The sequence below is a fragment of the Pseudoflavonifractor phocaeensis genome (assembly GCF_038439875.1).
Lineage (GTDB): Bacteria > Bacillota > Clostridia > Oscillospirales > Oscillospiraceae > Vermiculatibacterium.
The window spans coordinates 253,780-279,176 of the sequence record NZ_JBCDMT010000001.1 but is presented as its reverse complement, the minus strand read 5'-3'; the positions used below and the strand labels follow the sequence as shown (position 1 = coordinate 279,176).

Annotated in this window: 21 protein-coding genes; 10 read left to right on the top strand and 11 right to left on the bottom strand. The window is 64.0% G+C overall.

All coding sequences use genetic code 11. From position 1 onward, the window contains the following. Positions 1-51: 51 nt before the first annotated feature. The 10 genes from kduI to AAEU42_RS01375 all read right to left on the bottom strand — a co-directional run bounded on the left by kduI (position 52) and on the right by AAEU42_RS01375 (position 9,485). Positions 52-894: a 5-dehydro-4-deoxy-D-glucuronate isomerase gene (kduI, locus tag AAEU42_RS01420; RefSeq protein ID WP_342231734.1), complete on the bottom strand. Its 843-nt coding sequence runs from the start codon at positions 892-894 to the stop codon at positions 52-54. A 55-nt stretch (positions 895-949) separates the two neighbouring features. After that, entirely contained in the window at positions 950-1,309 is a 360-nt protein-coding gene (locus AAEU42_RS01415; RefSeq protein ID WP_342231733.1) for a VOC family protein, read from the bottom strand. A 78-nt stretch (positions 1,310-1,387) separates the two neighbouring features. Continuing rightward, positions 1,388-2,149, bottom strand: coding sequence for a 3-oxoacyl-ACP reductase FabG (gene fabG, locus AAEU42_RS01410; protein ID WP_342231732.1), 762 nt, complete (start codon positions 2,147-2,149; stop codon positions 1,388-1,390). A gap of 14 nt (positions 2,150-2,163) precedes the next feature. After that, entirely contained in the window at positions 2,164-3,177 is a 1,014-nt protein-coding gene (locus tag AAEU42_RS01405; protein WP_342231731.1) for a zinc-dependent alcohol dehydrogenase, read from the bottom strand. Positions 3,178-3,275: 98 nt separating this feature from the next. Then, positions 3,276-4,250 carry a C-terminal binding protein gene (locus AAEU42_RS01400; RefSeq protein WP_342231730.1) on the bottom strand — a complete coding sequence of 325 codons (975 nt, stop codon included), beginning with the start codon at positions 4,248-4,250 and terminating at the stop codon, positions 3,276-3,278. A gap of 69 nt (positions 4,251-4,319) precedes the next feature. Next, on the bottom strand, positions 4,320-5,663 hold the full coding sequence (locus tag AAEU42_RS01395; RefSeq protein WP_342231729.1) for a TRAP transporter large permease: 1,344 nt from the start codon (positions 5,661-5,663) through the stop codon (positions 4,320-4,322). A gap of 17 nt (positions 5,664-5,680) precedes the next feature. Continuing rightward, on the bottom strand, positions 5,681-6,202 hold the full coding sequence (locus AAEU42_RS01390; RefSeq protein ID WP_342231728.1) for a TRAP transporter small permease: 522 nt from the start codon (positions 6,200-6,202) through the stop codon (positions 5,681-5,683). A 119-nt stretch (positions 6,203-6,321) separates the two neighbouring features. After that, positions 6,322-7,392, bottom strand: coding sequence for a TRAP transporter substrate-binding protein (locus AAEU42_RS01385; protein WP_342231727.1), 1,071 nt, complete (start codon positions 7,390-7,392; stop codon positions 6,322-6,324). A 126-nt stretch (positions 7,393-7,518) separates the two neighbouring features. Further along, on the bottom strand, positions 7,519-8,535 hold the full coding sequence (locus AAEU42_RS01380; RefSeq protein WP_342231726.1) for a LacI family DNA-binding transcriptional regulator: 1,017 nt from the start codon (positions 8,533-8,535) through the stop codon (positions 7,519-7,521). Positions 8,536-8,804: 269 nt separating this feature from the next. Next, complete coding sequence (locus AAEU42_RS01375) at positions 8,805-9,485, bottom strand: FadR/GntR family transcriptional regulator (protein ID WP_342231725.1); 681 nt, start codon at positions 9,483-9,485, stop codon at positions 8,805-8,807. Positions 9,486-9,617: 132 nt separating this feature from the next. On the opposite strand from AAEU42_RS01375, the gene AAEU42_RS01370 reads away from it, so the two are divergent. From AAEU42_RS01370 to AAEU42_RS01345, 6 genes are all read left to right on the top strand, one after another. Beyond that, on the top strand, positions 9,618-10,820 hold the full coding sequence (locus AAEU42_RS01370; protein WP_342231724.1) for an ATP-binding protein: 1,203 nt from the start codon (positions 9,618-9,620) through the stop codon (positions 10,818-10,820). Between the two features lie 32 nt (positions 10,821-10,852). Next, positions 10,853-12,313, top strand: a complete 1,461-nt coding sequence (locus AAEU42_RS01365) for a sigma-54 interaction domain-containing protein (RefSeq protein WP_342231723.1) — start codon at positions 10,853-10,855, stop codon at positions 12,311-12,313. Between the two features lie 349 nt (positions 12,314-12,662). Beyond that, a complete protein-coding gene (locus tag AAEU42_RS01360) occupies positions 12,663-14,054 on the top strand; it encodes a hypothetical protein (protein WP_342231722.1) in 1,392 nt (463 codons plus the stop codon). A gap of 125 nt (positions 14,055-14,179) precedes the next feature. Then, on the top strand, positions 14,180-15,631 hold the full coding sequence (locus tag AAEU42_RS01355) for a 4-hydroxyphenylacetate 3-hydroxylase family protein (RefSeq protein ID WP_342231721.1): 1,452 nt from the start codon (positions 14,180-14,182) through the stop codon (positions 15,629-15,631). A gap of 139 nt (positions 15,632-15,770) precedes the next feature. Then, positions 15,771-16,061 carry a NifU family protein gene (locus AAEU42_RS01350; RefSeq protein WP_342231720.1) on the top strand — a complete coding sequence of 97 codons (291 nt, stop codon included), beginning with the start codon at positions 15,771-15,773 and terminating at the stop codon, positions 16,059-16,061. Positions 16,062-16,132: 71 nt separating this feature from the next. Continuing rightward, positions 16,133-17,437, top strand: coding sequence for an acetyl-CoA hydrolase/transferase family protein (locus AAEU42_RS01345; protein WP_342231719.1), 1,305 nt, complete (start codon positions 16,133-16,135; stop codon positions 17,435-17,437). 70 nt (positions 17,438-17,507) lie between these two features. Here the strand turns inward: AAEU42_RS01345 and AAEU42_RS01340 are convergent, their stop codons facing one another. Next, entirely contained in the window at positions 17,508-19,847 is a 2,340-nt protein-coding gene (locus AAEU42_RS01340) for a SpoIIE family protein phosphatase (protein WP_342231718.1), read from the bottom strand. Between the two features lie 212 nt (positions 19,848-20,059). Here AAEU42_RS01340 and dusB point away from each other — a divergent pair, with 212 nt between their 5' ends. The 4 genes from dusB to AAEU42_RS01320 all read left to right on the top strand — a co-directional run bounded on the left by dusB (position 20,060) and on the right by AAEU42_RS01320 (position 25,387). After that, positions 20,060-21,043: a tRNA dihydrouridine synthase DusB gene (gene dusB, locus AAEU42_RS01335; protein WP_342231717.1), complete on the top strand. Its 984-nt coding sequence runs from the start codon at positions 20,060-20,062 to the stop codon at positions 21,041-21,043. A gap of 313 nt (positions 21,044-21,356) precedes the next feature. Beyond that, a complete protein-coding gene (locus tag AAEU42_RS01330; protein ID WP_342231716.1) occupies positions 21,357-21,917 on the top strand; it encodes an RNA polymerase sigma factor in 561 nt (186 codons plus the stop codon). 143 nt (positions 21,918-22,060) lie between these two features. Next, a complete protein-coding gene (locus AAEU42_RS01325; RefSeq protein ID WP_342231715.1) occupies positions 22,061-23,140 on the top strand; it encodes a zf-HC2 domain-containing protein in 1,080 nt (359 codons plus the stop codon). A gap of 168 nt (positions 23,141-23,308) precedes the next feature. After that, complete coding sequence (locus tag AAEU42_RS01320; RefSeq protein ID WP_342231714.1) at positions 23,309-25,387, top strand: elongation factor G; 2,079 nt, start codon at positions 23,309-23,311, stop codon at positions 25,385-25,387. The last annotated feature ends 10 nt before the right edge of the window (positions 25,388-25,397 follow it).

The window sequence follows — 25,397 nt, the reverse complement described above, 5'->3', positions numbered from 1 at the left end:
GATTTTGCTTTGCAAAATCAAGTGTCGTTACAGTCTTTCAAGAAAAGCAGGTTACCGCAGGTCGGGGACGTTGATGTTGTCCATGTCGTCGAAGGCCTGGTTCTCGCCGCCCATGGCCCAGATGAAGGTGTAATTGCTGGTGCCGCAGCCGCAGTGGATGGACCAGGAGGGGGAGATGACGGCGTCGAAATTCCGCATCACCAGGTGCCGGGTCTGCTGGGGCTGGCCCATGAAGTGCATCACCGCCCCGTCCTCGGGGATGGCGTAATAGGTGTAGATCTCCATGCGCCGCTCGTGGGTGTGGCAGGGCATGGAATTCCAGACATTGCCCGGCTCCAGCTTGGTCAGGCCCATGGACAGCTGGCAGGTCTCCAGCACGTCGGGGTGGATGAACTGGTTGATGACCCGCTTGTTGGAGGCGGCGGCGTCCCCGCAGGGGCGCTTGTTGGCGTCCTTCATGGAGATGAAGGTGGTCTTGCACACCTTGTGGGCGGGGGCGGAGACCAGATAGAACCGGGCGGGGTTCTTGGGGTCCTTGCTCTGGAAGGTGACGGACTTGGTCTCCTTGGTGATGTAGAGGCAGTCCTCAAAGTCCAGCTCGAAGGTCTGGCCGTCGGCCACGACGACGCCGGGGCCGCCCAGGTTGAAGGTGCCCGCCTCCCGGCGCTCCAGGAAATACTGGGTGCCGAAGTTGGCCCACACATCGATGCCCTGGTCGATGGACAAGGTCTGGTTCACGGGCATGATGCCCAGCACCACCATGCGGTCCACGTGGGAGTAGGTGGCGGTGACGGCGTCGGGCCGGTACATATCCTCAATGAGGAATTCCCTGCGCAGCTCCTCGGTGGTGTAGCGCTGCATATCCTTGGGGCCGGTGGAATAACGAATATCCATGCTGTTCACTCCTTTGCTCCGGGGGCCTCCGGCCCCCGGCCTGTGTGGCGCCGTCTCAGCGCTGCTTGAGGTGGAAGGCGAAGCCCGCGATCTCCTCTTTGAAGTAAATGGCCATCAGCCGCCCGTCGGGGCCGTAGCTGGCGGTGCTCTCGTCGCAGAAAACGCCCTTCTCCTCCAGGTAGGCCTTGGCCTTGACGGCGTCGTCGGTGTAGATGGCCACGTGGCCCAGACGGCCCAGGAAGGGCATCTTCATGACCTCAAACTCGTCCTTGCCCACGAAGTAGGACCCGTCGGTCTCCCGGCTCTCAAAGCCGAAGAGGGCGCACAGGGTGTCCACGGTCCGCTTGGCCTCGGCGGCGTCCGCCTGGTTGATGCCGATGTGGGCCAGCGCGAAGCCCAATTCTTTTACATCCATATCGTACAACTCCCTTTTCGGGCCGCGCCTCCCGGCGGAGCCCGGTCAAACATTTCTTTGTCCGCCCGAATCAGCGGGTCATTTCGCCAGGTAGCCGCCGTCCACGGGGATGACGGCGCCGTTGATGTAGTTGGAGGCGGGGCTGGCCAGGAATACGGCCAGTCCGGCCATGTCCTCAGGGGTGCCCCACCGGCCGGCGGGGATCCGGCCCAGGATCTCCTTGTTGCGGCCCTCGTCGTGGATAAGGGCCGTGTTCATCTCGGTGGCCATATAGCCGGGGGCGATGGCGTTGACCTGGATGTTCTTGCCCGCCCACTCGTTGGACAGGGCCTTGGTCAGCTGGGCCACGCCGCCCTTGCTGGCGGCGTAGGCGGGGACCGTAAAGCCACCGAAGAAGGAGAGCATGGAGGCCAGGTTGATGATCTTGCCGCCCCCCTGGGCGATCATCTTCCGCCCCGCCAGCTGGCAGAGCACGAAGACCGCGTTCAGGTTCACGTTGATCACCGTGTCCCAGTCCTCCAGGGTAAAGTCCTCACAGTGGTTCCGGCGCTGGACGCCGGCGTTGTTGAGGAGGATGTCGATGCCGCCGCCCAGCAGTTCCACGGCCTTGTCAAAGACGGCGGGGATGCCCTGGCGGTCGTTGAGGTCGCCCTGGAGGCCGGTGACGTCCAGGCCCTTGGCACGCAGGTCCTCGGCGGCCTTCAGCACGGCGTCGCTGGAGCCCAGGATGACCACCTTGGCCCCGGCCTGGGCCAGGCCCTCGGCCATGCCCAGGCCCAGGCCCCGGCCGCCGCCGGTGACCAGGGCCCGCTTGCCGGTCAGATCAAACAGATTCGTCATTTATGATCTCCTCCTCAGTCAAACTGGAACATGACCTTCACCGCGCCGGAGCCCTTCGTGGTGCACAGGTCAAAGCCCTTCTGGGCCTCGGCAGCGGGAAGGACGTGGGTGATGACCTTCTCATAGTTGGGGTCGGCGCCCACGATCTGGGCGGCCAGGGCGAAGTCCTTCAGCCGGTAGACCCGGGTGAACTGGATGTCGCACTCCTTGGCCATACCCAGGAAGTAGGGCATGGAGGCGGGCTTGGAATAGGAGGCCACCACCAGGATGTGGCCCTTCACCTTCACCGCCTCCAGCAGGACGCTGGCCACGGGCTGGACGCCGGCGCAGTCGAAGACCCAATCGTAGCCGTCGCCGCCGGTGCGGGACTTGCAGTAGTCCCCCATGGGCCCCACCTTGGTGGGGTCCTGGACCTCGAAGCCCATATCCTGGGCCAGCTTGGCCCGGGCGGGGTCGGTCTCCATCATCACCAGGTCTTGGCAGCCAAAGACCCGCAGGGTCAGGGCGATGACCATGCCGATGGTGCCGCAGCCAAAGACGATGGCATTGTCACCGGGGGTGTAGCCCCGCTCCCGCAGGGCGTGGACGGCCACGGCGGCGGGCTCCACAAAGGCGCCCAGCTTGTTGGAGACGTTGTCGGCCAGGGGGATGATGCTCTCCTTGGGCACCTGGACGTACTCGGCGAAGCCGCCGTCACAGTCGATGCCCAGCAGGCCCAGGGTGTTGCACACGTGGCCGTTGCCTTCCTTGCAGGGGGTGCAGTGGCCGCAGGAGAGCAGGGGGTAAACGGTGACCCGGGTGCCCTTGGCGATGCCGGGGACGCCGTCGGACTCCAGGGTGCCGGAGAACTCGTGGCCCATGACCAGAGGGGCCTTGGCCCGGGGGTGGGAGCCCTCGTAGATGTGCAGATCGGTGCCGCAGATGCCCGCGTGGGACACCTTCACCAGGGCGTAGCCCTCCTTGACCTGGGGCATGGGGATATCTTTGACCGCCAGCTTGCTGGGGCCCTCATAAATAATAGCCTGCATATGCTTCTGCCTCCAAATATTGGGTGATGAATCGGATGGAATGGGGGGAATGCCGCATGGCGGGCCTTGACCCGCCAGACGGCATTCCGCGTTTGTTCTCAGACTTTGGGGTGGTTCACAGGGTAGTGGACCGGCTCGCCCTTCATGAAGCGGACGGTCTCCTCGGCGCACTTGCGGTTGAGCTCCACGGCGGACTCCTCGGAGTACCAGCCCATGTGGGGAGTCACTACCACGTTCTCGTGCTTGAAGAGGGGGCTGTCCTTGGACAGGGGCTCGGCGCACACCACGTCGATGCCGGCGCCGGCCAGCTTGCCGGAGGAGAGGGCCGCCTCCAGGGCGTCCTCGTCCACCAGACCGCCCCGGGCCACGTTGATGAAGTAGGCGCCGTCCTTCATTTTGGCAAAGGCGGCGGCGTTCATCATGCCCTTGGTCTCGGGGGTCAGACCGCAGTGGAGGGAGAGGATGTCGGCCTCGGAGAGCACCTCGTCCACCGTCTCCTTGTACTCGATAAAGTCGGCGGTGTGGAAGCCGGGCTGGCCGTAGGCGGCGTCAAAGGCGATCACCTTGCAGCCCAGGGCCTTCACCCGCTCGGCAAAGGCGGTGCCGATGCGGCCGGCGCCGATGAGGCCCACGGTGCGGGTGGAGAGGCGGTGGACAGGCACGGCCTCGATGTAGTTCCACACCCCGGCCTTGGTCATGTTGCCGATCATATAGCTCTTGCGGGTGAGGGACATCATGAGGGCCAAGGCCTGGTCGGCCACCTCGTTGGTGCCGTAGTCGGGCACGTTGCAGATCTGGACGCCGTAGGCGGTGGCGTCCTCCAGGTTCACGTTGTCCACGCCCACGCCGTAGCGCACCACGAACTTGAGGGTGGGGATGGCCTCGAAAATCTTCTTGTCCATCCGGGCGTACTGGTTGAGAAAGCACACCGCCCCCTGGCACTGCTCGATGACCTCTTCCTGGGTCTGGCAGTGGAGCCACTTGAAATCGTAGCCCGCGGCGTCGAAAACGGCCTTTTCGGTGTCCACGTCCTTGTGGTCGCAGTCACAGATGATGATCTTCGGATTATCCATACAAGACGATTCCTTTCGTCAGTCAGAGATTGAATTGAGGAGTATAAAAAGAGGAGAGGAGGGGCGGACTCAGCCGCCCACAAAGAACATGTTGAAGCCGGCGGGCAGGGTGATCAGCTTCAGGGCGTTGGGGATAGCCAGGGACAGGAAGGGCACATAGGTCACCAGCAACAGGGCCACCAGCACCACGCCGAAGAAGGGAAGCAGCGTCTTGATGACCTGGTCGATCTTCACGTCGGCGATCTTGCAGCCGGCGAAGAGGATGGCGCCCACCGGCGGGGTCAGGGTGCCCACGCAGAGGTTCATGACCATCATCAGGCCGAAGTGCACGGGGTGCATGCCGAAGGACTGGACGATGGGCAGGAAGATGGGGGTGAAGATCAGCACCGCGGGGGTGGGGTCCATGAAGGTGCCCACCAGCAGCAGGATGATGTTCATGATGATGAGGATGATGATGGGGTTGTTGCTGATGCCCAGCATGGCGTCGGAGATCATCTGGGGGATCTTGGCGTAGGACATGACCCAGCTCATGATGGAGGACACGCACACCAGGAACTCAACGACGGCGGTGGTCTTCACGCTGGCCAGCAGGATCTTGGGCAGGTCCTTCATCTTGATGCTGCGGTAGACCGCCGACAGCACCAGGGAGTAGACCACGGCAATGGCGGAGCCCTCAGTGGCGGTGAACACGCCGCCCAGGATGCCGCCGATGACAATGACGATCAGCAGCAGGCTGGGGATGCCGGCCCACAGGGTCTTGAGGACCTGACGGAAGGGGTACTTCTCGGTGGAGACATAGCCCCGCTTGTGGGCCATGAAGCCGGTGAGGATCATACAGCCCACGCCCCAGAGGATGCCGGGGACGTAGCCGGCCATGAAGAGGGCGGCGATGGAGACGGAGCCGGCCACGGTGGAGTAGACGATCATGATGTTGCTGGGCGGGATCATCATGCCGGTCGGGCCGGAGGCGATGTTGACGGCGGCGGAGAACTCACGGGCGTAGCCCTCCTCCTCCTCCATGGGGCCCAGGATGCCGCCCATGGCGGAGGCCGCGGCCACGCCGGAGCCGGAGATGGCGCCGAAGAGCATGTTGGCCACGATGTTGGTCTGGGCCAGGGAGCCGGGAAGCTTGTGGGCCAATATCTGGGCGCATCCGATCAATCGTTTGGCGATGCCGCCGTTATTCATGATGTTGCCCGCCAGCACGAAGAAGGGGATGGCCAGCAGGGAGAAGGAGTTGGCGCCGGTAAAGGTCCGCTTGGCGGCGGTCATCATGGCCTGCTGGAAGGGGAGGACCACCATGACGGCGGCGGCGGCGCCGGCGCCGATGGAAAGGCCGATGGGAAAGCCCAGGGCCAGCATGATGACGATGGACACCACCATGACGAGGGCGGCGATTGCTGCTTGTTCCATAATTCAGTCTCCTCCTCTCACATGGTGCTGCCGGCGTCTTTGTCAACGCTGGTCACGCCGGACTTGTAGTTGTGGAACGCCAGGAAAATGTTGTAGATGGCGTAGAACAGGATGAACACGCCGGAGATGGGGATGGCGGAGTAGATGACGCCCATGGGGATCTGAAGGGCGGCGTCCATGGTGCCCATCTGCTGGGCGGTAACCGCCTGGCCGCCGTACATCAGCACCACGGCGGCGAACAGGATCAGCACCACATTGATGAGCAGCTCCACCACCAGCAGGGGCACGCCGTGGAGCTTATCCTTGATGGTGGTGATGTCCAGATGCTCTCTCAGGCCGAACACGTAGGCGGAGCCATACATGATCATCCACACGAAGAGGTACTGGGCCAGGGTCTCGGAGATGGCGCTGGGCTTGCTGAAGAAGTAGCGGGTGACGACCTGATAGGTCACCAGCACGGTCATGACGGCCAGGATGATGATGCACAGCCATTCTATGACCTTGTCCACTCCCCGCTTTACAGCGGTAAACGCTTGCATACAAGGTCCTCCTTTTCTCTTGCTTGCGGTTTTCTGTTTTTTATCAGAAGAGGCCCGCAGGAGCCTGCGGGCCTCTTGCTGTCACGTAAGAGTATTGGAACTATTTAAGGGGGAATCGATTACCGCAGGGACAGGATGGCCTCGTAGACGGACTTGGTCATGTCGGTGCGGTTGGCGATCTCCTCGATCTGGCCCTGGCAGCGGTCCTGGAAGGGCTTGATGTCGATCTCGGTGACGGTGACGCCGTGCTCGGTCTCGCACTCGGTGAAGTACTGGTCGCGCAGCTCCTCAGCCAGGGTGAACATGGTCTCCACGGACTCGGTGGACAGCTTCTTCAGAGCCTCCTGGTCCTCGGCGGACATCTTGCCCAGCACGTCGTTGTTGATGATCAGCTCGTCGGGGATCATCAGGTGGTTGGTGAGGGTGTAGTAGGGGGCGACCTCGTACTGGAGGAGGTCGGTGTAGGTGATGATGTTGTTCTCAGCGCCGTCGAGGGTACCGGCCTGGATGGCGGAGTACACGTCGCCCTGAGCCATGGCGGTGCCCACGCCGCCCATGTTATTGAGCATCTGGATCATGGTGTCGGACTGCATGACGCGGATCTTCTTGCCGGCCAGCTCCTCGGGAGTGGTAATCAGCTCCTTGGTGTACAGGCAGCGGGGCCCGAGGCTGTAAGCGGCCAGGACGGTGAAGCCGTTGTCCTGGGTGCTGGCGAACAGGTCGTCCAGCTTGCCGGACTGGAACAGCTTCTTCTGATGCTCGATGGAGTCATAGATGTAGGGGGTGCCGATGATGGCGAAGTCGGGATTCACGCCCTCCACGATGGAGTTGGCCACGATGGCCATGTCGATGGCGCCCTGCTGCACCAGCTCCAGGGACTCCTGCTGGGAGCCCAGCTGCTCAGAGGGATAGACCTCCAGGGAATAGCGGCCCTCGGTGGCGTCGTAGAGCTTGTCGGACAGCTCGAGGACGGTCTTGGCCTCGGGGTTCTCAAGGGTCTGGTTGAAGGAGAGCTTCAGGACGGTCTGGCCGACCTTGGCGCCGTCAGTGGAGGGAGCAGCACTCTCAGCAGCGGGAGTGGACTCCACGGGAGCCTTGGACTCGGTGGTGTCGCCGCCGCCGCAGGCGGCCAGGGACAGGGTCATGGCGCCGGCCAGGAGCATAGCAAGGGCAGATTTCTTAGTAGACATGTTCTTTTTTTCCTCCTCGAAAAAAATCTTTATTGCGATCCGGCATCTCTGCCGGGAGCAACCATCCTTACCGGGGTGAAACCGTTTTTTGAAACCGGTTTGTGAGCCCCGTCGAAAAAAGGGGCGTCAATCGCCCGTAACGGTGGAGCCTCGAATCTCCAAGCGGTTGGGCAGCTCCTCGTAGACCGGGAGCTGGGGGCCCTTTCCGGCGATACGCTCCAGAAGGAGCTCCGCCGAGTGGCGGCCCACCATCCAGGAATCCTGGGAGATAGTGGTGATCCCCGGCGGGATCAGGTCCGCCCATCCCCAGTCGTCGAAGCCGCAGACGCCGAATCCGGATCCGATCTGAATGTTGGTGGATCGGATCGCCTGCAAAAGGTTCAGCATGGCCACGCCGTTGACGGCGAAGGCGGCCAGCCGTTGGCCGGGATACCGGCTCCGGAAGTTGTCCAGCTGCCGGATACAGTCGTTCTTGTCCTCCACCCGGAACTGATAGAGCCGCTCGGCGCCGTTCTGGCCGAAGCTGTCCCGAAGGGCGTCGCAGTAGCCCTGGAAACGGAGGATCCGGGGGGCCACGTGCTCATTTCCCTGGGTGAAAAAGCCCACCTGCTCATAGCCCAGGCTCTTTAAGTAAGTGATGCACTGATAGGTAATATGGTAGCTCTCCGTGGCCACCGTGTCCAGGAGCCCCGGCGCCGACAGGCACCGGTCCGCCAGGACCAGGGGCACGCCCCGCTCATGGAGGGAGATAAGGTATTCGTCGTTCTGTCCGGTGGTGTTGACGATGAGCCCGTCCACCTGGTTTTCCAGGAGGTCCCGAATGGCGGTGCGCTCCCGCTCCGGATCGTCCCCGCTGTCCACCAGAAGAAGCTGGTAGCCCGCCGACAGGCACACGCTGTTGATGCCTTTGACAATGAGGGCGGAGAAGGGGCTGGAGATGTCGCTCACCAGGCATCCCAGAAGCCGGCTGTTCTGCGCCTTCAAGCTCTGGGCCATACGGTTGGGGCGGTAGTGGAGCCGGTCGATGACCAGTCCGATCCGCTCCCGGGTCTCGTCCGAGAGGGCGTCGTAGCGCCCGTTGAGATAACGGGAAACCGTGGTCTTGGAGACGCCCGCCTGTTGAGCCACCTGGTCAATGGTCACGCGCTTTTCCCGCCCAGGCCGAGTGGCTGGCATACTCTCACATCCCTTATCAAGTGGTTCCCTGTTTTCGAATTCATCCTACCTCAATGAAACCGGTTTGTCAACGGAATTTTCTTTATTGAAAAGTATTTTGTGAATATGTGCTGTTTTTCCCTCTGTTGTTTTGTGCAGTTTACCATTTGTCTATTTTTAGTTGATAATTTCTTAACAAAATCATCGGATGAATTTTGTCGGAAAAACGCCTCTTCCCACCGCTAAGACCGCGCCCCTCACTCCTCGGGCGCCTGGATATAGCGGCGGTTCTCCGCCAGATGGAGGATCATGGTGTACCGGGCCCCCTGGGGGTCGTGGCGGCGGATGGCGTTGACCAGCTCCCGGTGGCAGCGCAGGGTGTTCTCCTTGAGCTCGTTGCGGGTCAGGTCGATGTTCAGGCTGGCCGAGGAGTGGATCACGGGCACCAGGGTGCCCACCACCTGGTTATGGCTGGCCAGCGCGATGCAGCGGTGGAACTCCACGTCCTCCTGCTGATAGGGCCGCTCCCCCCGGATGAAGCGCTCCACCTTGGCGCACTGCCCCTCCAGCCGCCTGATCTCCTGCTCGGTGGCCCGGTCGGCGGCCATGGCGGCGATCTCCGGCTCCAGGATGAGCCGCACGTCCAAAAGGTCCAGTGCCAGACGCCGGTCCTGCTTGGCGAAGGTGAGGCCCAGAGGGTCGTCGGCCACGCCGGGCCGGGGAGCCAGGAAGGTCCCGGAGCCCTGACGCACCACCAGGATGTTTCGGGACACCAGACCCTTGATGGCCTCCCGAACGGTCCCCCGGCCCACGCCCAGCCGGCGGGCCAGCTCCATCTCCGTGTCCAGACGGTCCCCGGGCTGAAGCTCATTTTCCTTGATGATCTGGATGATCCGCTCCTCCACCGCCGCGGAGAGGGATTTGATGTCGTTTCCCATGACCGCACCTCTTTCCTTTTTGTTTGAAATTTATTCTAACCTCTTTTTCTCCCGGGCGCAAGTAGTCGTTTTTCGTTGACAGCGGCGGCGGGACCTTTTAGAATAAGAAGAGACATGGAGGAGGACTGCCATATGGAGCTGGACACCTTATATTACAGGCTCAAGAGCCTGACCGCCTACCGGGGGCTGCTGAAGGAGCCGGTGCTGGCGGCGGCGCTGGACCTGCTGGCCCGTCTGACCGGCCGCCAGGGCCCGGAGGCCCTGGACGCCTGGGCCGAGCTGGTCTCCAGCCTGGGGCGGGCTGGGAGCGACGGGCTGGGGGCCTGGCTCTCTGACCAACTGCGGTACAGCGACGAGGCCTGGCCCCACCGGGCCGAGGTGAGGCTGGAGGCCCCCTTCTGGGCGGACGCCGCCCGGCGCGACGTGGAGACCCTGGCTGCCCTGGCCGCCCTGGACCCCGCCGGCCTCCGGGACACTCTGGCCGCCCTCCTCCCCCCCGAGGGCCGCGGGGCGGCGGAGAGCCTGCCCCTCTGGACCGCCGGCCCCGCCATCACCTTTGAGGGTCTGACGGAGTGGTACCGGTCCCACGGCGCCGGGCTCTTTGCCCGCTACCGGGCCTTTTTGTGGGAGGACGGCCGGCTCCTGCCGGTGGCCCGGCCCGATACGCCGGGGCCCGAGGAGCTCATGGGCTACCGGCTCCAGCGCTCCCAGGTGGAGGCCAACACCCGGGCCATGCTCTCTGGCCGCCGGGTGAACAACGTCCTTCTTTACGGGGACAGCGGCACCGGAAAGTCCGCCACCGTCAAGTCCCTCCTCTCCCTTCCCGGAGCGGAGGACCTGCGGCTGGTGGAGATCGAAAAGGGCAGCGTCCACCAGATGCCCCAGCTCATACGCTCTCTGGGCCACCGGCGGCAGAAGTTCATCCTCTTCATCGACGACCTGGCCTTCGACCAGGACGACCGGACCTACGGGGTGCTGAAAACCATCCTGGAGGGCGGGCTGGAGCCACGGCCCGCTAACGTAGCCATCTACGCCACCTCCAACCGCCGCAATCTGGTGCGCCAGACCTTCTCCGACCGGGCGGGGGACGAGGTGGACCGGGACGAGACCATCCAGGAAAAGACCGCCCTGGCCGACCGCTTCGGCCTGCGCATCCCCTACCTGGGCCTTGCCAAGGCCGAGTATCTGGAGTTGGTGGAGGTGCTGGCCCGCCGGGCGGGCATCGGCTTGCCCAAGGAGGAGCTCTTCGCCATGGCCGTCCAGTGGGACGTCCGCCACCCCGGCCGCTCCCCCCGCACCGCCCAGCAGTTCATCGCCAGCCTGGGGACCCTGTAGGGCTCCTTATTATGTAAGGAAGGAGGCGCGCTATGCCAAGCCGCCAGCCAAGCTATTACCGCCGCACCGATGGGAAAGGCATGTTCGGCAGCCTTCAGGAGGCCTATGACCGCCTGGACGTCATCATTGAAAGCTCCTACGACGGCATCTATATCACCGACGGGAACGCCGTCACCATCCGGGTCAACCGGGCCTATCTGGAAATCTCCGGCCTCCAGGAGGAGGAGGTCATGGGCCAGAACATGTGGGACTTGGAGAAGGCCGGTGTCATCGACCGCTCGGGCACCCTCATCGCCCTGTCCACCCGGAAGCCCGCCTCTCTGGAGCAGACCTTCCGCTCCGGCCGCAAGGCCCTCATCACCTCCACCCCCGTTTTCGGCGACGGGGACCGGATCGTCATGGTGGTTACCAACGTCCGGGATATGACCGACTTCTATGAGCTGCAGGAGAAATATGAGGCCGCCGAGGCCCTGACCCAGAAATACTACTCCGAGATCCAGTTCGTCCGCCGCCAAGTGTTGGACTCCGCCGAGCTCATCGCCGCCGACCAGCGGATGCTGGAGGTGCTGGCCATGGTGGACCGGGTAGCCGCCATGGACGCCACTGTCCTGCTGCTGGGGGAGACCGGCGTGGGCAAGGAGCAGATCGCCAAATATATCTATAAGGCCAGCCCCCGGCACGGGGAGCGCTTCCTCACCGTCAACTGCGGCGCCATCCCCCCCAACCTCATCGAGTCCGAGCTCTTCGGCTACGATAAGGGGGCCTTCACCGGTGCCAACAAGGAGGGCAAGCTGGGCCTGTTCGAGCTGGCGGACAAGGGCACCGTCTTTCTGGACGAGATCGGCGAGCTCCCCCTGGACATGCAGGTCAAGCTGCTGCGGGTCCTCCAGGAGCAGCAGGTGGTCCGGGTGGGCGGCAGCGAGCCCGTCTCCATCAACGTGCGCATCCTGGCCGCCACCAACCGGGACCTGGAGGAGATGGTCCGGCAGAAGACCTTCCGGGAGGACCTTTACTACCGGCTCAACGTGGTCCCCATCACCATCCCGCCCCTCCGGGACCGGCGGGACGACATCCTCCCCTTTACCAGGGCCTTCCTGGATGAGCTCAACAAGAAATACAACCTGAACAAACAGTTCACCCCCGCCGCCCTCCAGGCCCTTCTGGACTACGACTGGCCCGGCAACGTCCGGGAGCTTCGGAACCTGGTGGAGCGGATGGTCATCATGAGCCGGGACGACCTCATCCGCCCCTCCGACCTCCCCTTCCGGGGCAGCTGGACCCCCGGGGGCCTTCCCGAGGCCGACCTGGACCAGCCCATGGACCTGCGGCAGGAGATGGAGACTCTGGAGCTGAAGGCCATCAACCGGGCTTACGCCAAGTACGGGAACGTCCGCCAGGCCGCCGCCAGCCTGATGATGGACCCCTCTACCTTTGTCCGAAAACGCAGGAAATACACCCAGCGGGCGCTGGAGGAGGAAATCAGCCAAATGTAACCGTTGCAGTTTCGCACCACGTTGCAATTTTGCAACATTTATCAAATCCGCAAATACCCTTTCTGTGGTCGTGATCGGGGCCGCTTTTGTTGCACTATTGCAACAAAAGCGGCCCCTTTCTTTTTTCTTTGCCCCCGCAAACTATTTTTTACAATTTTTGCTTTCCGTTCCAGCCCAGTGGTTTCCGTCTTTCCCAATCAATTTGTTGTACAAGTTGGCACGTTCCTTGCATATAAAATAGACGTGTCAAAGCCGCGGGACGGTGGGAGACGTCGGCCCTTTGCTGGGCAGCCGCGGACAAAGGAGTTACGCAAAGCCCCAACAACTGGAGAAAGGTGGTCTTCAACCAATGGCAAACGAGAAAATTTCGCACAGCCGCTACCGCAAGTACGGCGAAGTCCAGCCCTGCTGGAAAGTCGGCGTCTTTAAGATCCGGCTTCCCTTCGTCCACTACGCATGGTCTGTCCCTGAGATGCTGCAAGCCCTGTTTATGTGCGCGACCTGTCTGGGCGCCATCCCTGTCCTCACCGAGGTCCTCGGTGTGGAGTACGGCGTGGCCCTGTCCATGGTCATCATCAACGGCTTCTTCTACAACATGCACGTCCTTCTGGGCGACCCCGTGGTTCCCGGCTGGATCACCCCGGCCATCCCCATCGTCACCGCGTTCCTGACCGACGGCTACGCCATCGGCCCTGACCGCACCCACGCCCTGATCGCCCTGCAGATGGAAGTCGGTATCATCTTCCTGGTGTTCGGCATCACCGGCATCGGCTCCAAGGTCATCGACATCGTGCCCAACTCCGTGAAGGCCGGTGTGCTGATGGGCGGCGGCCTTGCCTCCGTCATCGGCGAGTTCAAAGAGGGCGGCCGGTTCCACATCTATCCCGTCGCCGTCACCATCGGCCTGCTGGTGGCTTACTTCTGCCTGTTCAGCCCCCAGTTCGCCTACTTCCGCAAGAAGAACAAGGTCGTCAACCTGCTTGGTAAGTTCGGCATGCTTCCCGCCATCATCATCGCCGTCATCGTTGGCCCCATCGCCGGCGAGATCGCCATCCCCACCGTGGAGTGGTGGCCCCTGTTCAAGATCCCCGAGTTCGGCAACATCTTTCAGCAGTTGACCCCCTTCGGCATTGGCTTCCCCAGCGCGGCTACCTTTATCGCCGCCATCCCCACGGCTATCGTGGTGTACATCATCGCCTTCGGTGACTTCGTCACCTCCGAGGCCCTGCTCCACCACGCCGACGTGGCCCGTCCCGACGAGGTCCTGGAGTTCGACGCCAACCGCTCCAACCTCATCAGCGGCATCCGTAACGTGGCCATGTCCCTGTGCTGCCCCTACACCCAGATGTGCGGCCCCCTGTGGGCGGCTGTCACCGCCGCTGTGGCTCAGCGGTACGAGGAAGGCCCCCAGGCCATGGAATCTTTCTATTCCGGCGCCGGCACCTTCCGTTGGTCCACCTTTGTGGCCGTGTCCCTCATGCCCATCTCCTCCCTGCTCCAGCCCGTGCTGCCTGTCGCCCTGTCTCTGACCGTGCTGGTCCAGGGCTTCATCTGCACCCGTCTGGCTATGGAGATGTGCGAGGGCGACATTGACCGCGGCATCTGCGGCGTCATGGGCGCCGTGCTGGCCATCCAGGGCGCTGCCTGGGGCCTGGCCGTCGGTCTGATCCTCCACTTCCTGCTGTACTTCTACTCCGGCAAGAAGGCCGCGGCAGAGGAGCCCGTTGGCATCCAGGATTAATCCCTGCGCCAACTTTTCTCCCAAAGTTGAGATCCGGCGGACGCCGGAACAAATACAGAAACTCAATATCGTGATGTAAGCAAGTGCAAACTTTTTATCGTGAAGTAAAGAAAGGATGATCGAAAATGGCACTCATGACTGGTGAGCAGTACATCGAAAGTATCCGCAAGATCAAAATGGAGATCTACATGTTCGGCAAGAAAGTGGAGAATCCTGTCGACGATCCCATCCTCCGCCCCTCTCTGAACTCCGTTCGTATGACCTACGATCTGGCTCAGATGCCCGAGTATCAGGATCTTATGACCGCCATCTCCCCCTACACCGGCAAGCGGGTCAACCGTTTCACCCACATCCATCAGTCCACTGAGGACCTGATGAACAAGGTCAAGATGCAGCGTCTGTGCGGCCAGAAGACCGCCGCCTGCTTCCAGCGCTGCGTGGGCATGGACGCTTTCAACGCCGTGTTCTCCACCACTTACGAGTGCGACAAGGCCCATGGCACCAACTATCATGAGAACTTCCGCAAGTTCATGACCTACTGCCAGGACAACGACCTGACCGTGGACGGCGCCATGACCGATACCAAGGGTGACCGCTCCCTGGCCCCCCACGCCCAGGCCGATCCCGACCTGTTCCTGCACGTGGTCGAGCGCCGTCCCGACGGCGTGGTGGTCCGCGGTGCCAAGGCTCACCAGACCGGCATCCTCAACAGTCACGAAGTCATCGTGATGCCCACCCAGTCCATGGGGCCCGATGACAAGGACTACGCCATTTCCTTCGCCGTGCCCCTGGACACCAAGGGCCTGTACATGATCATCGGCCGTCAGAGCTGCGACACCCGCAAGCGCGAGGGCAGCGAGATGGACGTGGGCAACAGCGAGTTCGGCGGCGTCGAGGCTCTGACCATTTTCGACAACGTTTTCGTGCCCAACGACCGCATCTTCCTCAACGGCGAGACCGAGTTCGCCGGCATGCTGGTGGAGCGCTTCGCCGGTTATCACCGCCAGAGCTACGGCGGCTGTAAGGTCGGCGTGGGCGACGTCCTCATCGGCGCCGCCGCCGTTGCCGCCGACTACAACGGCGCCAACAAGGCCAGCCACGTGAAGGATAAGCTCATCGAGATGACCCACCTCAACGAGACCCTGTTCTGCTGCGGCATTGCCTGCTCCGCCATGGGCCAGCCCACCGAGAGCGGCAACTACCTCATCGACCTTCTGCTGGCCAACGTCTGTAAGCAGAACGTCACCCGCTTCCCCTATGAGATCGTCCGTCTGGCCGAGGACATTGCCGGCGGCCTGATGGTCACCGCCCCCTCCGAGGCCGATTTCCGGGATCCCAAGCTGGGCCCCGTCATCGACAAGTATCTGCGCGGCGTCGCCTCCGTCACCACCGAGAACCGTCTGCGCATCCTGCGCCTGATCGAGAACCTGTCCCTGGGCACCGCCGCCGTCGGCTACCGCACCGAGTCCATGCACGGCGCCGGCTCTCCCCAGGCTCAGCGCATCATGATCTCCCGTCAGGGCAACCTGGCCCACAAGAAGGAGCTGGCCAAGGCCATCGCCCACATCAAGGAGTAATCATTTTCAGGCGGCCATCGCCTAAGAGTGAACTGAACTAAATCGCTTCGGGCCGCTTTCTGCAAATAAAATACATTTGCGGAGGGCGGCCCGAGGCATTATAATGGAGCCATCGACAAACGAAACGGAGTGAATCCACATGGCAACGACAATGGAAGACATCGAGAAGGTATTGGACCAGAACGTGCGGCCCCATCTGCGGGACCACGGCGGTGAGATCAAGTCCCTGAGCTTTGAGGATGGGATCTACCGCTTCCAGTTCCTTGGCCACTGTTCCAACTGCCCCTCCGCCTATCTCACCACCGAAGAGGTGGTGGCCGAGGAGCTGAAGGGTGCCCTTCCCGACATCAAGGACGTGGTGCTGGTGCAGCAGGTCAGCGAGGAGCTGCTGGCTCAGGCCCGTGCCCTGATGGGCCGCAACCATCCGTAAGGACGTTGCCAACCGCTCCAACTTCTGCTATAATGCCAGAGTAAAATAATAGGAAAGGGGCCCAACGTATTATGGATTGGAAAACCTACTACAAGGAGCATACCACCACCGCCGAGGAGGCTGTCAAGCTGATCAAGTCCGGTGACCGGGTCGTCATCGAGCACGCCTGCGGCGAGCCCATCTACCTGGTGGACAAGATGGTGGAGAACGCCGACGCCTACAAGGACGTGGAGATCGTCCACATGGTAGCCATGGGCAAGGGCGCTTACTGCGCCCCTGAGATGGCCGAGCACTTCCATCATAATTCCCTCTTCGTGGGCGCTTCCACCCGGAAGGCCGTGGAGAGCGGTCAGGGCGACTTCACCCCCTGCTTCTTCTTTGAAATCCCCCGCCTGTTCCACAGCACCCTGCCCGTGGACGTGGCCCTCATCAACGTCACCCCTCCCGACGAGGACGGCAACGTCTCCATGGGCGTGTCCTGCGACTACACCGCCGAGGCTGTGAAGTGCGCCAAGACCGTCATCGCCCAGGTCAACCCCTCCATGCCCTTTACTTACGGCGCCACCGTCATTCCCGCCACCGACATCGACGCTTTCGTGGAGCATGATGAGCCCCTCATCGAGCTGGGCGCCCCCAAGATCGGCGACACCGAGCGGGCCATCGGCGAGCACTGCGCCTCCCTGATCCCCGACGGCGCCACCCTCCAGCTGGGCATCGGCGCCATCCCCGACGCCGTCCTGCTGTTCCTGAAGGACAAGAAGGATCTGGGCATCCACTCCGAGATGTTCTCCGACGGCGTGGTGGAGCTGGTGGACGCCGGCGTCATCACCAACGCCAAAAAGACCCTGAAGCCCGGCAAGTTCGTGGTCACCTTCCTCATGGGCACCAAGCGGCTCTACGACTTCGTCAACAAGAACCCCAACGTGGAGATGCAGCCGGTGGACTACGTCAACAACCCCTTCGTCATCGCTCAGAACGATAACCTGATCTCCATCAACTCCTGCGTGCAGGTGGACCTGATGGGCCAGGTGGCCTCCGAGTCCGTGGGCCTGCGCCAGATCTCCGGCACCGGCGGCCAGGTCGACTTCGTCCGCGGCGCCTCCGCCTCCAAGGGCGGCGTGTCCATCATGGCCTGCCCCTCCACCGCCGCCAAGGGCACCGTCTCCAAGATCGTTCCCTTCCTGGATCACGGCGCCGCCGTCACCACCTGCCGTAACGACGTGGACTACGTCATCACCGAGTTCGGCATCGCCCACCTGAAGGGCGAGACCCTGCGCAACCGCGCCAAGAACCTCATCAAGATCACCCATCCCGACTTCCGGGCCGGCCTGATCGAGGAGTTCGAGAAGCGCTTCCACTGCAAGTACGAGGACTGATCCCCTCACCCCGCGGCATTTCTAATAAAAAGGCCCGGCGTCCGTTGGACGCCGGGCCTTTTTCATTCTCTCACCGTCTGCCGATCCGGATGACCACCGCCGTGCGGTCGTCGGCGGCCCCCACCCGTTTCTCGCTCTCGGCCATAATGTCCCGGGCCAGCTCCTTGGGACTCACCCCGTCAAACTGGGCCAGCATGTCCCGCACCCACTGGTCGTCAGAGGCGTCGGCCACGCCGTCGCTGAGGAGGAGGACGCAGTCTCCTGGGCCCAGGGCCAGGCCGGTGACGTCGGGCCCCACCCCGTCCCCGTCCACCAGACCGGCGGGGAGGGCGGCGCCGGTGATCCGGCTCACCACGCCGGAACGCTTCACATAGGTGGGGGCGGCCCCGTACTTGCACACCTCTCCCCCGCCGGTAAAGAGGTCCAGCCGCAGCAGATCCACCGTGGTGAAGGCCCCCGTCTCCTCGTTGCGGAGGGCCAGGGCGGAGTTCACCGTCCGCAGGGCGGCGGCGGCCTCCAGCCCCGCCCGGAGGAACTCCTCCAGGAGCCGCACAGCCAGGGCGCTCTCCCGCTGGGCGGCGGCCCCGCTGCCCATGCCGTCACAGAGGAGGACGAAGAGGCTGCCGTCGGAGCGTTTGAACCAGGTTCCCGTGTCCCCGCTCTCGGTCTGCCCTTCCTTCCGCCGGGCGGCCAGGCCGGCCACCGCCATCAGGGGTTCCGCCTGGAGGAAGGTCACCCGGTCCGCCGTATCCTCCTCCGCCAACCGGAGGGGCAGGCCCATCAGGTCGGAGAGCTTGCGCAGCTCCGCCGCCTCCCGCAGGACCTCCAGTCCGTCCCCGGCCACCTCGGCACGGAGATGGCCCAGCTCGTCATAGTAGACCGCCGTCTCCCCCTCCAGCCCCAGGGCGGTGAGGTGCTGGCGCAGCCGTTTTTCCCGAAGGGGGTCGGGGGTCAGCTCGGCGGAGAGCTCCACGGCGGCGGTGGAGAGGACGTCGGCCAGGGCCTCGTACTGCCGGCACACCGCTCCCCGGTTTTCCCGGACCCGGTTCTGGTACTGCCGCCGGTAGAGGAGGGCGGTGACCTCCTCATTGGCGGTCCGCAGGAAGGCTGGGAACTGGAGGCACCGGCTGGCGAACCAGCCGGGGAAATCCCCCGCCTCCCCCCGCCCCCGCTCCAGCATGGTGGGCAAGGCGTCGTTGAGGGCGTTATAGGTGCTGACATAGTCGTGCTCCCAGCAGGTGTTCCGCAGGGCGCACCGCTGGCAGACCCGCTCGGCGGTGCGGTCAAAGACCGAGGAGACGTCGCCGTCGTTGGGCCCCTGGGGCGGGAAGGCCGAGCGCAGGCCCTCGCACACCGTCCGAAAGGCCCCGGCGGTGGCCGAGAGCTTGTCCCGCACATAGGCCGCCGCCCGGCGGGCGGTGTCCTGCTTCCCCTCCCGGGTCAGTAGGGCGGAGAGCCTGCGCGTCAGCTTTTGGGGCAGCAGGAGAAAGAGGACGGAGGCGATGAACACCTCGTAGAGGCTGGACACCCGCTGGGCAGCGTCCCAGGTCCACAGCACCGCCACGGCGTTGGTGACCACATAGGTGAGGGCCCCAAAAAGCCGCCCCTGCTTCCACCCCGCCCCGGTGAGGAGGCCGGAAAAGCCGTAGGCCATGGTATAGAAGGGGGCGCCTCCGGCGGCCAGGTCCATGCCCAGGCCCGCGGCCACCCCGGTGGCGGCCCCCAGGCCCAGCCCCCCCTCGTGGGCCACCGCCATGACCAGCAGGGCGGCCGCCAGCCGCCCGATGGACAGGTCCCCCCAGAAGGTGATGCCCGCCAGGGCCACCAGAAGGGTGCCCAGGAGGAGGAACAGGCTCACCGTCTGCCGGGTGGTCAGGGCGCTGTCCTCCCGCTTCTGGGTCCAGGGGGAGAAGGCCGTGCGGTAGAAGTAAGCCGACGCCCCCGCCAGCAGGATCTCCGTGGCGAAAAAGACCACCTGGGCCGGCCGCCAGCGGGCGTCCGACAGGTAGACAAAACCAGTGACGGCGTCCATTGCCGCCGCCACCAAAGGCATGAACCAGGTCTTTTGATAAAGCCGCACATCATAAAAGGCAAAGGCCACCGAAAACACCAGCACACAGGCGGCGGCGTAGCGCAGCCCCTCCACGAAGCCCCGGAAGGTGAGATACCCCAGGCAGGCCCCCAGCAGGGCGCACAGCCCGTCCATCCCCGAGCCGGAGCAGGCCACCAGCCCGATCCCAAAGGGGGCGTACCCGCCGAAGATCTCCCCTCCGGCCAGCACCGCCCCCAGCATGAAGCGCATGAGGCACTCCGCCCCCCGGGCCAGGGCCGGGGCCCGAAGCACCACCCGGCCGGTCTGTCCCAGTTCCTCCCCCACCTGGGCCGCCTTGGTTTTCCATTTTACCGCCATCACAGTCTCCTCCTATGTACAGGGTTTCCATATTTACCCATTTCGATGACAGTATACTCCAGATATTGGAAATTGTTTGCCGAAATAGGGGGAGGGGAACGGATGGGACGGGGAAGCCGGGCAGATCCGGCGGAGGGGCTCCGCCTTTCCGATTGTCAAATGTCCGCAATCGTGCTAAAATGGAGCAAATTACGGAAACAGGAGACACTGACGTGAACATCGGCAATGTTACCATCCCCTCCCCCCTGGCCCTGGCCCCCATGGCCGGGGTCACCGATCTGGCCTTCCGGACCATCTGCCGGGAGCTGGGGGCGGGTTATACCGTCACCGAGATGGTGTCGGCCAAGGCCCTGTGCTATCAGGACCAGAAGAGCCTCCCTCTCCTGAGCCTGGGCCGGGGGGAGCACCCCGCCGCCGTCCAGCTCTTTGGAAGCGACGAGGAGAGCATGGAGCGGGCCGCCGCCAAAGCCCTCCGCCTTTCGGGGGCGGACATCATCGACATCAACATGGGCTGTCCCGTGCCCAAGGTGTGCAACAACGGGGACGGCTCCGGTCTGGCCCGGGACCCGGAGCGCGCCGCCCGGGTCACCGCCGCCGCCGTCCGGGGGGCGGCGGGTGCCCCCGTCACCGTAAAGATCCGGCTGGGCTGGGACAAGGGCCACATCAACTGCGTGGAGCTGGCCAGGCGGCTGGAGGACGCGGGGGCCTCCGCCATCGCCGTCCACGGCCGCACCAAGGTGCAGATGTACTCCGGCCGCGCCGACTGGGAGGGCATCCGGCAGGTCAAAGAGGCCGTCTCCATCCCGGTCATCGCCAACGGGGACATTTTCGCCCCGGAGGACGCCGTAAAAATTCTCCAGCGCACCGGCTGCGACATGGCCATGATCGGCCGGGGGGCCTTCGGCAACCCCTGGCTCTTCCAGCAGTGCGCCGCCGCCCTGGCAGGCACCCCCATTCCGCCCCGCCCCCCGCTGGCCCAGCGGTGCGACACGGCCGTCCGCCAGATCGAGCTGGCGGCGGAGCACAAGGGCGAGCACATTGCCTGCCTGGAGGCCCGCAAGCACTACGCCTGGTACCTCAAGGGCGTCCCCTACGCGGGGTATTATAAGGAACAGCTCTGCAAGGTGGAGACCCTGGAACAGGTCTACCGCATCACCGAGGGCATCAAGCGGGACTTAAAGGACCCGGAGGACTGACGCCGCCTCTTTGCCCCCTCCAAACCTCCCCCACCCAGGCGCGCCAATGAGTTGCAAACGCTGGCTGTACAGCAGTACCCAGCGGCAGCGGCACTAAGAGGAGACGGAGTTGACAGACGTGAGCGCCGGTCGTTAGAAGTCATCAGTTTTATATTTACTCGGCGCTTTTCTTTGGCATCCAAAACTGTTTCTTTTGGCAAGACAAAAGAAATGGGTTTGGGCCCCGCAGGGCGCCCCCCTGCTCCCGTCCCCGCCGGAAGGCGGGAATTTCCCCCCCAAAAACCATCCCAACCCAAAAGGCAGGTGAGAACCGGTGACAGAACAAGCCCTCATCCAGGCCGCCCAGTCGGGCGACCAGGACGCCTTCGCCCAGCTGGTGGAGGCCAACCAGGCCATGGTGTACAACCTGGCCTACCGCATGACGGGCAGTCCCGACGATGCCGCCGATCTCACCCAGGAGGCCTTCCTCAACGCCTGGCGGGGCCTGGCCCGGTTCGGCGGCCAGAGCGCCTTTTCCACCTGGCTCTACCGCCTCACCTCCAACGCCTGCATCGACTTCCTCCGCCGGGAGAAGCGGCGGGGGACCCTGTCCATGACGGTGGAGAGCGGCGACGAGGAGCGGCAGGCCGAGGTCCCCGACGACCGCTGGTCCCCGGAGCGGCAGTTGGAGCGGCAGGAGGCCCGGGAAGCGGTGCAGAAAGGGCTGGACGCCCTCTCCCCCGACCACCGGCAGGTCCTTCTGCTGCGGGAGCTGGAGGGGCTCAGCTACCAGGAGATCGCCCAGTGTTTGGACCTGGAGGAGGGGACCGTCAAATCCCGCATCGCCCGGGCCCGGCTGTCCCTGCGGGATTTTCTGAAAAAAAATAATTTTTAAGTTTTTCCTCCCATGTGCCTGGCCCGCCGTGGCGGGAGCCGTCACATTTTTGTAAATCCTCTGATATGATTTATAAAAAGCGGGAACTTTTCCGGCCGACCGCCGTCCAAAGGCTGGAACCAAACGAGAGAGGAGGGTGACCCGTGTCAAACTGCGACGAATATCTGGAGCTGATCAGCGCCCGGCTGGACGGGGCGCTCTCCCCCGAGGAGAATACCCGGCTGGAGGAGCATCTGGCCGGCTGTCCGGACTGCCGCGCCCTGGCGGAGGAGCTCTCCGCCCTTCACGCCGCCGTGGCCGCCCTGCCCCCTGTGGCGCCTCCCCCGGATCTGGCCGGGCGCGTCATGGAAGCCGTGCGGGCGGACAACACAATCCCTTTTGTCCCCGGTGAGGCCAAGGCCCGGGCCAGGCGCCGGAACCAATGGCTGGCCACCGCGGCCGTGCTGGCCGTGATCCTGGTGGGCGCGGGAGCCCTCCGCCCCTGGATGGCGGGCGGCAACACCTCCGCCCCCTCGGCGGACACGGCGATGGCCATGACCGCCGCCGGCCGCTCCGGGGCCGCCGCGCCGGCGGATGCCGGCGAGGGCACTCCGGAAAGCGCCGAGCAGAGTGTCCAGGCGTTCAGCGCGCTGGAAGACAATGGGGCTGAGTCCGCCGTTCCGGAGGAAACCGCCGCCCCCGTCCAGGCGGACGCCACCTGCGGCGGCGGAGCCGGCTCCGCCGCCTACAAGGCGGTCTCCCCTACTCCGGTCCCCACCCCCGCCATGCAATTCCGCAGCGCCCCCATTCCCGTCGAAAGCCTCAGCCCCGAGTTGGGTGTGGCTCCCGCCAACGGCCTTCCGGGCGCCTCCAATGACATGGCCCAGGCCGACCAAGACGCCCTCCCCCCGGAGGATTCCGCCGAGCCTGCCGTCCAGCCGGAGCAGCGTCAGGCCGTCACCTTTTACAGCTTCCCCGACGTTCAGAAAGAGGTCCTGGACCTCTGTGCCGCCGAGCTTTTCCCCGACGCCCTCTCCGACCCGGCCCCCGTCTACGACCGCACCGCCCGGACCCTTACCCTCACCCTGCCGGAGGGGGAGACAGCCGTCCTCACCTGCGGTGAGACCCAGACGGACCACATCTATCCCGTGACCTGCCTGCAGGGGGAGGCCCTCACTTCTTATCTGGCGGACCTGACTGCCGGGACGGTCACTCCGGCGGAGGCCGACCCAAATACGCCATAAAAAGCAGCGGTTAAAACCGCTGCTTTTTTCTTTGCCTCTCCGCTGTGCATTTTTCTCAAATTTCAGTTGTCAGAGCGGCCGGTTTGCGTTATAATCAACAAGAACAGTGTTTTCGTTTCCCGGCTCCCCACTGTGAGCTGCATCCCAAAACGTAAGGAGAGGAATCAAATGAGCTATTCCGCGCAAAACATCCGCAACGTCTGCCTGCTGGGGCACGGTGGCAACGGAAAGACGTCCCTGGCGGAAAGTATGCTTTATCTCGCCGGCGGCTCCATCCGCCTGGGCTCCGTGCCCGACGGCAACACCGTCAGCGATTACGACCCCGAAGAGATCAAGCGCCAGATCTCCATCTCCACCTCCATCCTCCCCGTGGAGTACAACGGCTGTAAGATCAACGTACTGGACACCCCGGGCTACTTCGACTTCTCCGGCGAGGTGATGGAGGCCCTCCAGGCCGCCGACGCCGCCATCATCGTCTGCTCGGCCAAGTCGGGCATGAGCGTGGGCGCCGAGAAGGCGTGGAAATTCTGCGCCGAGCGGAAGATCCCCCGCATCCTCTACGTGTCCAAGACCGACGAGGAGAACTCCGACTACAACGCCGCCTTCGCCACCCTCCGGGACCGCTTCGGCAAGAACATCGCCCCCCTGGTGGCCCCCATTTGGGACGCGGATAAAAAGGTCATCGGCATCATCGACGTCCTCCATAAGCGGGCCTTTGAGGCCGGTCCCAAGGGGGAGCGGCTGGAGATCGACGTGCCCGAGGACAAAAAGGCCGTCCTGGACGAGCTCTACGACTCCCTGAAGGAGTCGGTGGCCGAGACCAGTGAGGCCATGATGGACAAATACTTCGGCGGCGAGGACTTCACCTACGCCGAGATGGTCCAGGGCCTTCGGGCCGGCGTGCGGGACCTGTCCCTGTTCCCGGTGCTGTGCGGCTCCGCCCTGTCCGGCCTGGGCACCCGGATGCTGCTGGATGCCATCATCGAGCTGCTGCCCAACCCCGTGGAGGGCCGCCCCCTGATGGGCGAGAACGCCGACGGGGAGTTGGACGAGTTCGTGGCCGCCCCCGGCGCCCTGCCCACCGCCTTCGTGTGGAAGACCGTCTCCGACCAGTACGGCAAGTACTCCTACCTCAAGGTCCTCTCCGGCAGCCTGAAGCCCGATATGCCCATCGTGAACGCCCGCACCGGCGAGCCGGAAAAGCTGGGCCGTCTCTATCAGATGCGGGGCAAGAAGGCTGAGGAGGTCAAGGAGCTGCAGTGCGGCGACATCGGCGCCGTCACCAAGATGGATAAGCTCAAGACCGGCGACACCCTCTGCGACCCCCGCAAGGTGGTGAAGCTGGAGCCCATCCCCTTCCCCGAGCCCTGCTACTCCGTGGCCATCTCTCCCAAGACCAAGGGCCAGGAGGACAAGATCGCCGCCGGCCTCACCCGCCTGGAGGAGGAGGACCAGACCTTCCACTGGGTCAACAACGCCGAGACCCGGCAGATGGTGGTTTCCGGCACCGGCGACATGCAGATGGACGTGATCCTCTCCCGGCTGAAGAACCGCTTCGGCGTGGACGCCGAGCTCTCCGAGCCCCGGGTGGCCTACCGGGAGAAGATCCGCAAAAAGGTGGAGGTCCAAGGCCGCCACAAGAAGCAGACCGGCGGCCACGGCCAGTTCGGCGACGTGTGGATGCGCTTCGAGCCCGGCGAGAGCGAGGAGCTGGAGTTCTGCGAGGCCGTGGTGGGCGGCGCCGTGCCCAAAAACTACTTCCCCGCCGTGGAAAAGGGGATGCGGGAGGCGGTCCAGCACGGCGTGCTGGCGGGCTATCCCGTGGTCAACCTGAAGGCCACCCTCTTCGACGGGTCCTACCACCCGGTGGACTCCTCCGAAATGGCCTTCAAGACCGCCACCCAGCTGGCCTACAAGGCCGGTATGCCCGACGCCTCCCCCACCCTGCTGGAGCCCATCGGGGAGCTGAAGGTCACCGTGCCCGACAGCTACATGGGCGACGTCATCGGCGACCTGAACAAGCGCCGGGGCCGCGTGCTGGGCATGGACCCCGCCGGGGACGGCGACCAGGTCATCTCCGCCGAGGTCCCCATGGCCGAGATGGGCCGCTACGCCATCGACCTCAGGTCCATGACCCAGGGCCGGGGCTCCTTCACCTTCCACTTCGTGCGCTACGAGGAGGCGCCCCCCGCCGCCCAGGAAAAGGCCATCGCCGCCGCCAAAGCCATGGCGGAGCTGGACGACTGATCACCCATCA

What these genes read in the sequence shown, in the direction of transcription:
- kduI (WP_342231734.1), bottom strand. Translation starts at nt 894, where the DNA reads ATGGATATTCGTTATTCCACCGGCCCCAAGGATATGCAGCGCTACACC.
- AAEU42_RS01415 (WP_342231733.1), bottom strand. Translation starts at nt 1,309, where the DNA reads ATGGATGTAAAAGAATTGGGCTTCGCGCTGGCCCACATCGGCATCAAC.
- fabG (WP_342231732.1), bottom strand. Translation starts at nt 2,149, where the DNA reads ATGACGAATCTGTTTGATCTGACCGGCAAGCGGGCCCTGGTCACCGGC.
- AAEU42_RS01405 (WP_342231731.1), bottom strand. Translation starts at nt 3,177, where the DNA reads ATGCAGGCTATTATTTATGAGGGCCCCAGCAAGCTGGCGGTCAAAGAT.
- AAEU42_RS01400 (WP_342231730.1), bottom strand. Translation starts at nt 4,250, where the DNA reads ATGGATAATCCGAAGATCATCATCTGTGACTGCGACCACAAGGACGTG.
- AAEU42_RS01395 (WP_342231729.1), bottom strand. Translation starts at nt 5,663, where the DNA reads ATGGAACAAGCAGCAATCGCCGCCCTCGTCATGGTGGTGTCCATCGTC.
- AAEU42_RS01390 (WP_342231728.1), bottom strand. Translation starts at nt 6,202, where the DNA reads ATGCAAGCGTTTACCGCTGTAAAGCGGGGAGTGGACAAGGTCATAGAA.
- AAEU42_RS01385 (WP_342231727.1), bottom strand. Translation starts at nt 7,392, where the DNA reads ATGTCTACTAAGAAATCTGCCCTTGCTATGCTCCTGGCCGGCGCCATG.
- AAEU42_RS01375 (WP_342231725.1), bottom strand. Translation starts at nt 9,485, where the DNA reads ATGGGAAACGACATCAAATCCCTCTCCGCGGCGGTGGAGGAGCGGATC.
- AAEU42_RS01370 (WP_342231724.1), top strand. Translation starts at nt 9,618, where the DNA reads ATGGAGCTGGACACCTTATATTACAGGCTCAAGAGCCTGACCGCCTAC.
- AAEU42_RS01365 (WP_342231723.1), top strand. Translation starts at nt 10,853, where the DNA reads ATGCCAAGCCGCCAGCCAAGCTATTACCGCCGCACCGATGGGAAAGGC.
- AAEU42_RS01360 (WP_342231722.1), top strand. Translation starts at nt 12,663, where the DNA reads ATGGCAAACGAGAAAATTTCGCACAGCCGCTACCGCAAGTACGGCGAA.
- AAEU42_RS01355 (WP_342231721.1), top strand. Translation starts at nt 14,180, where the DNA reads ATGGCACTCATGACTGGTGAGCAGTACATCGAAAGTATCCGCAAGATC.
- AAEU42_RS01350 (WP_342231720.1), top strand. Translation starts at nt 15,771, where the DNA reads ATGGCAACGACAATGGAAGACATCGAGAAGGTATTGGACCAGAACGTG.
- AAEU42_RS01345 (WP_342231719.1), top strand. Translation starts at nt 16,133, where the DNA reads ATGGATTGGAAAACCTACTACAAGGAGCATACCACCACCGCCGAGGAG.
- AAEU42_RS01340 (WP_342231718.1), bottom strand. Translation starts at nt 19,847, where the DNA reads ATGGCGGTAAAATGGAAAACCAAGGCGGCCCAGGTGGGGGAGGAACTG.
- AAEU42_RS01320 (WP_342231714.1), top strand. Translation starts at nt 23,309, where the DNA reads ATGAGCTATTCCGCGCAAAACATCCGCAACGTCTGCCTGCTGGGGCAC.